We start from the raw sequence: 7,455 nt of genomic DNA on the forward strand, positions 1-7,455 counted from the left end.
AGGAGCAAGCGTCGGTGTTTTGCCTGGACGATCGTCGCCCGATCGCGACACGCGCACAGGGGTATGCTGCAAACAAGCAATGAGCGAGACCACCCGCACTGTCTCCAAGGGGTATGGTGATCAAGGGGCTCGGAGCTGTCTCGATTGGTATCGAGAAATGGGAATGGTGACGCCTTCCCGAAATATGCTGCCAAGCGGTTTCGGGAAAGCCGGCGGTCCGCTTGCGGCACCAATCCCGACTATCAGCCGCGATAGCGTAACCCGTCCAGAACGAGACTGAAGGCTGGCGAAGGCTGTCGTCGGCTAGGATAATAGAGGTAGTAGCCATCGAAGGGCTCGCACCAATCGTCCAGCACTCTCACCAGGGCGCCAGAGGCAAAGTGGCGATCAACATGGCCCTCGACGGTGAACGCAATACCACGTCCAGCCAGCGCAGCAGCGACGATCATGTCGGCATCGTTGAATACGAGCTGGCCCTCCGTTTTGACCTTCAGCTCCTTCCCGTCGCGCTCGAACTCCCAGGCGTATAAACCGCCCGAGGTAGCCATTCGGAGGCTGATGCAGTTGTGCTTTGCCAGATCATAGGGGGTCTGAGGCGTCCCGTGCCGTTCCAGATAGCCTGGTGCCGCAAACGCAGCCATGCGCAGCTTTGGGCTGATGGGCACTGCGATCATATCCTGATCCAGTCGTTCGCCTAGCCGAACGCCCGCGTCGAACCTCCCGCTGACAATATCGACAAGCCCGCTCTCGATACTCACCTCCACATTGATGTCGGGATTTTCAGCGGTCAGTCGATCGATGACCGGCCAAAGCACGGCTCGCGCCGCGTGAGCGCTGGAAGTAATTCTGACGGTGCCGGCAGGACGCTCGCGAAGCTCAGTCAGCGATGCCAGCTTGTCATCAATCTCGTCCAGGGCAGGTCGCAGTGTTGCGATCAGACGTTCGCCAGCCTCTGTAGGAGCGACGCTCCTCGTCGTCCGGGTCAGCAATCGCAGACCCAGCTTCGCTTCGAGGCGGCGCATCGTATGACTGAGCGCTGACTGCGAAATGCCGAGTTTTGCCGCCGCTTTGGTGAAGCTGCGCTCCTCCGCGACGGCTAAAAACATCGCCAAATTGCCCAGCTCTTCACGTTGCATGTCGGGGTGCCACCAGTGGTTTCATGACTTCATGTCATATACCCAAGCGATTTACCCTGTCTAATCCTCAGAACCGCTCCGAGTTACATTGCAATCATCGTGGCCTGGCGTGTGACCATCGGGCCGGACGAGGATTTGATAATGCAGAAGCGCGTATTGGGCCGCAGTGGCCTTGAGGTGTCAGCCCTTGGGCTTGGGTGCATGGGGCTGAGTTATGGCTACGGTCCCGCTACCGATCGCATGGAGGCGGTGTCGCTGCTCCGCGCGGCGCACGATCGCGGCGTCACCTTCTTCGACACGGCCGAAGCCTATGGGCCGGGGGATAATGAAGAGGTCGTCGGCGAAGCGCTGGCGCCGGTTCGCGATCAGGTGGTGATCGCCACCAAATTCGGGTTCGAGAACGGCCGCCCGAGCGATGGCTTGAACAGCCGTCCCGAGCGTATCCGGCAGGTCGCGGACGAGGCGCTTTCCCGGCTGCGTACCGATTGCATCGACCTTTTCTATCAGCACCGCGTCGACCCGAATGTGCCGATCGAGGATGTGGCGGGCACGGTCCGCGACCTGATTGCCGAGGGCAAGGTCAAGCATTTCGGTCTGTCGGAAGCCGGACCGGACGCGATCCGTCGCGCCCACGCGGTGCAGCCCGTGGCGGCACTTCAGAGCGAGTATTCGATGTTCTGGCGCGAGCCGGAAGCAACGATCCTGCCGCTTCTGGAAGAGCTGGGCATCGGCTTCGTGCCGTTCGCACCGCTTGGCAAAGGGTTCCTGACCGGCAAGCTGAAGGCAGACACCATTTTTGCGGCAGATGACTTCCGCAGCACCGTGCCGCGCTTCCAGGCAGACGCGATGGCGGCGAACCAGGCGCTGGTCGATCTGGTCACAACGATCGCCAGCGAGAAGGCGGCAACGCCCGCGCAGGTCGCGCTTGCGTGGCTGCTCGCACAGCGTCCGTGGATCGTGCCGATCCCCGGTACGACCAAGCTCCACCGGCTAGAGGAAAACCTGGGTGGTGCCGATCTGCTGCTGACCCATCAGGACCTGGCGCGCATCGCTGACGCCCTGTCGGGGATCGAAGTTCATGGCGAGCGCTATGCGGCTTCGCACCAGCAGTTCGTAAATCGCTGAACCGGACGAGGAACCACGCCCATGACCACCACCGTTCCGACCGTCACCCTCAACAACGGCGTCGCCATGCCGATCCTCGGCTTCGGCGTGTTCCAGGTGCCTGATCCCGCGGAATGCAAGCGCAGCGTCCGCGACGCGATCGACGTCGGTTATCGCCTGCTCGATACCGCCGCATCCTACGGCAACGAAGAGGCGGTCGGCGCCGCCATCAAAAGCCACGGCATCGACCGAAGCGAGCTGTTCGTCACCACCAAGCTCTGGGTGCAGGATGCCAGCTACGAGGGTGTCAAGGCCGCGTTCGAGCGGTCGATCAACAAGCTCGGGTTGGACTATCTCGACCTGTGGCTGATCCATCAGCCCTATGGTGACGTGTACGGCGCGTGGCGCGCGATGGAGGAACTGCATAAGGCCGGACGCATCCGCGCGATCGGCATCAGCAATTTCTACCCCGATCGCCTTGTCGATTTCGTGCTGCACAACGAGGTGAAGCCGGCGGTCAACCAGATCGAAATCCACCCCTTCCACCAGCAGACCGATGCGGTGAAAATCCTGGAGGAATACGGTGTCCAGCCAGAGGCGTGGGGACCGTTCGCGGAAGGCAAGAACGGCCTGTTCACGAACGAGGTGTTGCAGCCGATCGCCGACAAGCACGGGAAGAGCATCGCCCAGGTCGTGCTTCGCTGGCTGACCGATCGGGGCATCGTCGCGATCCCCAAATCGGTGCGCAAGGAGCGCATGGCGCAGAATTTCGACATCTTCGATTTCGACCTCGACGCTGGCGACCTCGATGCCATCGCCAAGCTCGATCAGAACGCCAGCAGCTTCTTCGACCACCGCGACCCGGCGATGGTGAAGTGGCTCGCCGAACGGAAGCTCTGATCGTCATTCCCAGGCTGATGTTCCGGCGTCAGCCCCCTTTCAAACTCGTACGGGAGCAGTTGTGATGGACATTCGATCGATCCAGGGAATGAAGCGGCTTGGCCTGCTAGGTGCGGCTGTCTTGTCGGCGCTGCCGATGCAGCCCTTGCTCGCGCAACAAACGCCACCACCACCCACTGAGACGATCAAGACGGCCGCGACGCATACCCCGACCGAGCAGCAGGTCATCGACCTGTCGAAGACCAAATGGGACTGGATGGCGGACAAGAAGGTCGACTCCCTCGCAACGCTCTTTGATGACCGGGCCATGTTCACCCACATGGGCGGAACGTGGGGCAAGACCCAGGAACTCGCTACCATCCAGAGCGGTGGCATCTGGTACAAGAAGGCGTCGATCTACGCGGTTGATGTGCGGGTGTTTGGCAACACTGCGATCGTGCTGGAAGATCTCGACCTGGAGGCCGTGGTCGGAGGTCGAACCGTCACCAATCCCTTCATGGTCACGGAAGTTTACAACAAGCAGGCTGGCAAGTGGCGCCTGGCCCAGCTCACCTTCTCGCGCCTCGTTCGGCCGGTGAAGACGAGCGCTGGCAGCGAATAATCCCAACCGGGATCAGGATGGGAGACGAGAGGATGAAGGTCGCTTCTGCAACCGCTGCCGCGCTGGCGATGGCCGTGCCGGTCGAGGCACAGGAGCGTCCGTCGGTTGCGCCCAAGAATATGCAGGCCATCGCGCCGGCATTGGCTGGCTATACGGACCGGGTGCTGTTCGGCGACGTGTGGGTGCGTCCCGAACTTAGCGCCCGTGACCGCAGCATCGTCACCCTGTCGGTGCTGATCGCAACGGGCAAAACCGCGCAGATGACGAGCCATCTTGGTCGTGGCCTCGATAACGGCATCAAGCCGTCCGAGGTGGCCGGCATGGTGACCCATCTCGCCTTCTATACCGGGTGGCCGAACGCCGTGTCGGCCTTGAACGAGGTCGAGAAGGTATTTGCCGCGCGCCATGTCGATCTGAAACCACTTGGCACGGTGCCTCCGGCCACCGCGCCGCTCCCCGGCTCCGATCCGGCGCGTGCCGCGACCGTCGACAGGACGGTCGCTCCGATCGCACCCAAGCTCGCGCAGCTTACCAACGACGTTGTGTTCGCCGACTTGTGGCGACGCACCGACTTGTTGCCCCGCGACCGTAGCCTCGTCACCATCGCCGCGCTTTCCGCAGGCGGTGATGGCGACCAGCTCGCCTTCCATGTCCAATATGGCCTCGAAAACGGGCTGACACAGCCGCAGATCGTTGAGGCACTGACCCATCTCGCTTTCTACGCAGGGTGGCCGAAGGCGAACGCCGCCATCACCGTCGCGGGTAAGGTATTCGCCAGACAAGAGGTTTCCGCCATGTCAGATGTTCAGGTCATCCATCCCGGCCAGGAGCCGAAGTCCGGTCCCGCCGACTATTTCACCGGCAGCGTGTCGGTCACATCGCCCTTCAAAGGCACCGGCGACGCGCGCCTTGGCGGTGCGACGGTGACGTTCCAACCGGGCGCGCATACGAACTGGCACACGCACCCGCTGGGCCAATTGCTGATCGTCACCGCTGGACACGGATGGGTCCAGGTCGACGGCGAGGCCGCAAAACCGATCGCGACCGGCGACACCGTCTTTATCTCGCCGGGCGTCAAGCACTGGCATGGTGCGGCTCGCGATAGCGCGTTGACCCATGTGGCGGTGTCGGAAGCGCAGGACGGTACGTCCGTGACGTGGCTCGAGCCGGTCGCCGACGACGTATACAACAAGCTGTAACGGGAGAGACGGCGATGATGAGCGAGATGGAAATGTCGAGGCGAGGTGTTCTCGCCGGCAGCGCCGCAGCGGCTGCGCTGGCAGCGGCCCGCCAAGTGGAAGCACAGCCCGTAAAAGCGGCTGCGCCCGCGACCATGCCGGTATCGCTCACCGTCAACGGCAAGCGTCGTGACCTCACCCTCGACACGCGCACGACGCTGCTCGATGCGCTGCGCGAGCATCTGAAGCTCACCGGCACGAAGAAGGGCTGCGATCACGGGCAGTGCGGAGCCTGCACCGTCATCGTCAACGGGGAGCGGATCAATTCCTGCCTGAGCCTCGCCGTCCAGCATCAGGGCGACGAGGTGAAGACGATCGAAGGGTTGGGCACACCCGACAAGCTCCACCCCATGCAGGCCGCGTTCGTCCGTCATGATGGCTACCAGTGTGGCTATTGCACACCGGGTCAGATTTGTTCGGCCGTCGCGGTGCTGGACGAGATCAAGCGCGGCGTGCCGAGCCATGTCCAGGCCGATCTTTCCGCGCGGCCGCAGCCGACCAACATCGAAATGCGCGAGCGGATGAGCGGCAATATCTGTCGTTGCGGTGCCTATTCGAACATCGCCGAGGCGATGGCGGAAGTCGCGGGAGCAAAGGGATGAAGCCCTTCACCTATGAGCGCGCGAAGACCCCGGCGGAAGCTGCTGCCGCTGTTGCACGTCAGCCCGGAGCAAAGTTCCTGGCCGGGGGCACCAACCTGCTCGACCTGATGAAGCTGGAGATCGAGACGCCCCGGCATCTGGTCGACGTCCAGGACCTGAAGCTCGACCGGATCGAGCCGACAACGGATGGCGGCTTGCGGATCGGCGCGCTGGTCACGAACACCGCGCTCGCTGCCGACACCCGCGTCCGCCGCGATTATGGCGTGTTGACCCGCGCGATCGTGGCAGGCGCCTCCGGCCAGCTTCGCAACAAGGCGACCACGGCGGGCAACCTGCTTCAGCGGACCCGCTGTCCCTATTTCTATGACCCCAACATGCCCTGCAACAAGCGCAAGCCGGGATCGGGCTGCGCTGCGATCGGCGGCTACTCGCGTCAGCTCGCCGTGATCGGTTCGAGCGACCAGTGCATTGCCACCTATCCCGGTGACATGGCGGTGGCTATGCGCGTGCTGGATGCGACCGTGGAAACGGTCAAAGCGGACGGCACGACCCGCGCTATCCCGATCGCCGATTTCCACCGTCTGCCCGGCGACAAGCCCCATCTCGACAACAACCTTGAAGCCGGTGAGCTGATTACGGCGGTGACGCTGCCCCGGCCGCTTGGCGGCACGCACCATTATGAGAAGGTTCGCGACAGGGCATCCTATGCCTTCGCACTCGTCTCGGTCGCGGCCGTGATCCAGAAGGACGGGAGTGGCCGTGTCGCGTTCGGCGGGGTCGCGCACAAGCCGTGGCGGGTCGAAGCGGCGGATGCCGTGATGACGCAAGGGGCCGCAGCCGTAACGGCCAAGGCGTTCGCGAACGCCCGACCGACAGAGGATAACGCGTTCAAGATACCGCTCGCGACGCGAGCGCTTGCAGCCACCATCGCGGAGGGCAAGTCAGCATGAAGTTCGACACGCCAGCAGGCACCAATCCGATCGACCGGGAAACGGTCGTCGGCAAGCCGCACCCGCGCATCGAGGGACCGCTGAAGACGACCGGGCGCGCGGTCTATTCCTATGAGAACCACGAGGCGGCGCCGAATGCCGCCTATGGCTATGTCGTCGGCTCGGGCATCGCCAAGGGCCGTATATCGTCGATGGACGTGCGCGAGGCCAAGGCCGCGCCGGGCGTCCTCGCGATCGTGACGGCCGATAATGCCGGGCCGATCAAGAAGCAGGGGTTCTACGTCGCCAAGCCGCTCGCGGGGCCGGAGATCGAGCATTACCATCAGGCGATCGCGCTGGTCGTCGCCGAGACCTTCGAGCAGGCGCGTCATGCCGCCTCGCTGATCCGCGTCGATTATGCGCGCGGACAGGGTGCGTTTGATCTCGCCGCTGCGCGCGCGGGCGCAAAGCCGCATCAGCGTCAGCCGGATGTCCGCGTTGGTGACTTCGACACGGCGTTCGCATCGGCCCCGGTGAAGGTGGATGCGACCTACACCACCCCCGACCACAGCCACATGATGCTGGAGCCGCACGCCACGATCGCGCGCTGGGATGGCGACCACCTGACCATCTGGTCCGCACAGCAGATCGTCGGTTGGGCGCGGCGCGACCTGGGTAACAAGCTCAGCATCCCGCAGGACAAGATCCGCGTCGTCGCGACCTACATTGGTGGTGGGTTCGGCGGAAAGGGCAGTGTCTGTTCGGACGCGATCCTCGCGGCGCTTGGCGCTCGCGCGGTCGGCCGCGCGGTGAAGGTCACGTTGCCGCGCCCGCTGATGCCGAACAACACGTCGCATCGCCCGGCCACGATCCAGCGCGTTCGTCTGGCGGCGGGTCGCGACGGCAAGCTGGTCGCGGTCGGGCACGAAACGCTGTCGGGCAATC

The 7,455-nt window shown here is 63.6% G+C and carries 8 protein-coding genes; 7 read left to right on the top strand and 1 reads right to left on the bottom strand.

Annotation, left to right across the window (positions count from 1 at the left end):
- Positions 1-242: 242 nt before the first annotated feature.
- Positions 243-1,136, bottom strand: a complete 894-nt coding sequence (locus tag MF607_RS22030) for a LysR family transcriptional regulator (RefSeq protein WP_242122316.1) — start codon at positions 1,134-1,136, stop codon at positions 243-245.
- A gap of 141 nt (positions 1,137-1,277) precedes the next feature.
- Between MF607_RS22030 and MF607_RS22035 the strand changes: the two genes are divergently transcribed.
- From MF607_RS22035 to MF607_RS22065, 7 genes are all read left to right on the top strand, one after another.
- Entirely contained in the window at positions 1,278-2,261 is a 984-nt protein-coding gene (locus MF607_RS22035) for an aldo/keto reductase (protein ID WP_242122317.1), read from the top strand.
- 21 nt (positions 2,262-2,282) lie between these two features.
- Positions 2,283-3,140: an aldo/keto reductase gene (locus MF607_RS22040; protein ID WP_242122318.1), complete on the top strand. Its 858-nt coding sequence runs from the start codon at positions 2,283-2,285 to the stop codon at positions 3,138-3,140.
- 64 nt (positions 3,141-3,204) lie between these two features.
- Entirely contained in the window at positions 3,205-3,741 is a 537-nt protein-coding gene (locus tag MF607_RS22045; protein WP_242122319.1) for a nuclear transport factor 2 family protein, read from the top strand.
- A 32-nt stretch (positions 3,742-3,773) separates the two neighbouring features.
- A complete protein-coding gene (locus MF607_RS22050; RefSeq protein WP_242122320.1) occupies positions 3,774-4,940 on the top strand; it encodes a (R)-mandelonitrile lyase in 1,167 nt (388 codons plus the stop codon).
- Positions 4,941-4,954: 14 nt separating this feature from the next.
- Positions 4,955-5,581: an aldehyde dehydrogenase iron-sulfur subunit PaoA gene (gene paoA / locus MF607_RS22055; RefSeq protein ID WP_431311990.1), complete on the top strand. Its 627-nt coding sequence runs from the start codon at positions 4,955-4,957 to the stop codon at positions 5,579-5,581.
- Positions 5,578-6,531 (top strand): FAD binding domain-containing protein, encoded by a 954-nt coding sequence (locus MF607_RS22060; RefSeq protein ID WP_242122321.1) that lies wholly within the window; start codon positions 5,578-5,580, stop codon positions 6,529-6,531. Before paoA ends, MF607_RS22060 begins: the two co-directional genes overlap by 4 nt.
- Positions 6,528-7,455, top strand: a 928-nt coding sequence (locus MF607_RS22065) for a xanthine dehydrogenase family protein molybdopterin-binding subunit (RefSeq protein ID WP_242122322.1), incomplete at its 3' end; no start/stop codon positions are given. The genes MF607_RS22060 and MF607_RS22065, both read left to right, overlap by 4 nt.

It is taken from the genome of Sphingomonas lacusdianchii (genome assembly GCF_022664395.1).
GTDB classification, from domain to species: domain Bacteria; phylum Pseudomonadota; class Alphaproteobacteria; order Sphingomonadales; family Sphingomonadaceae; genus Sphingomonas; species Sphingomonas lacusdianchii.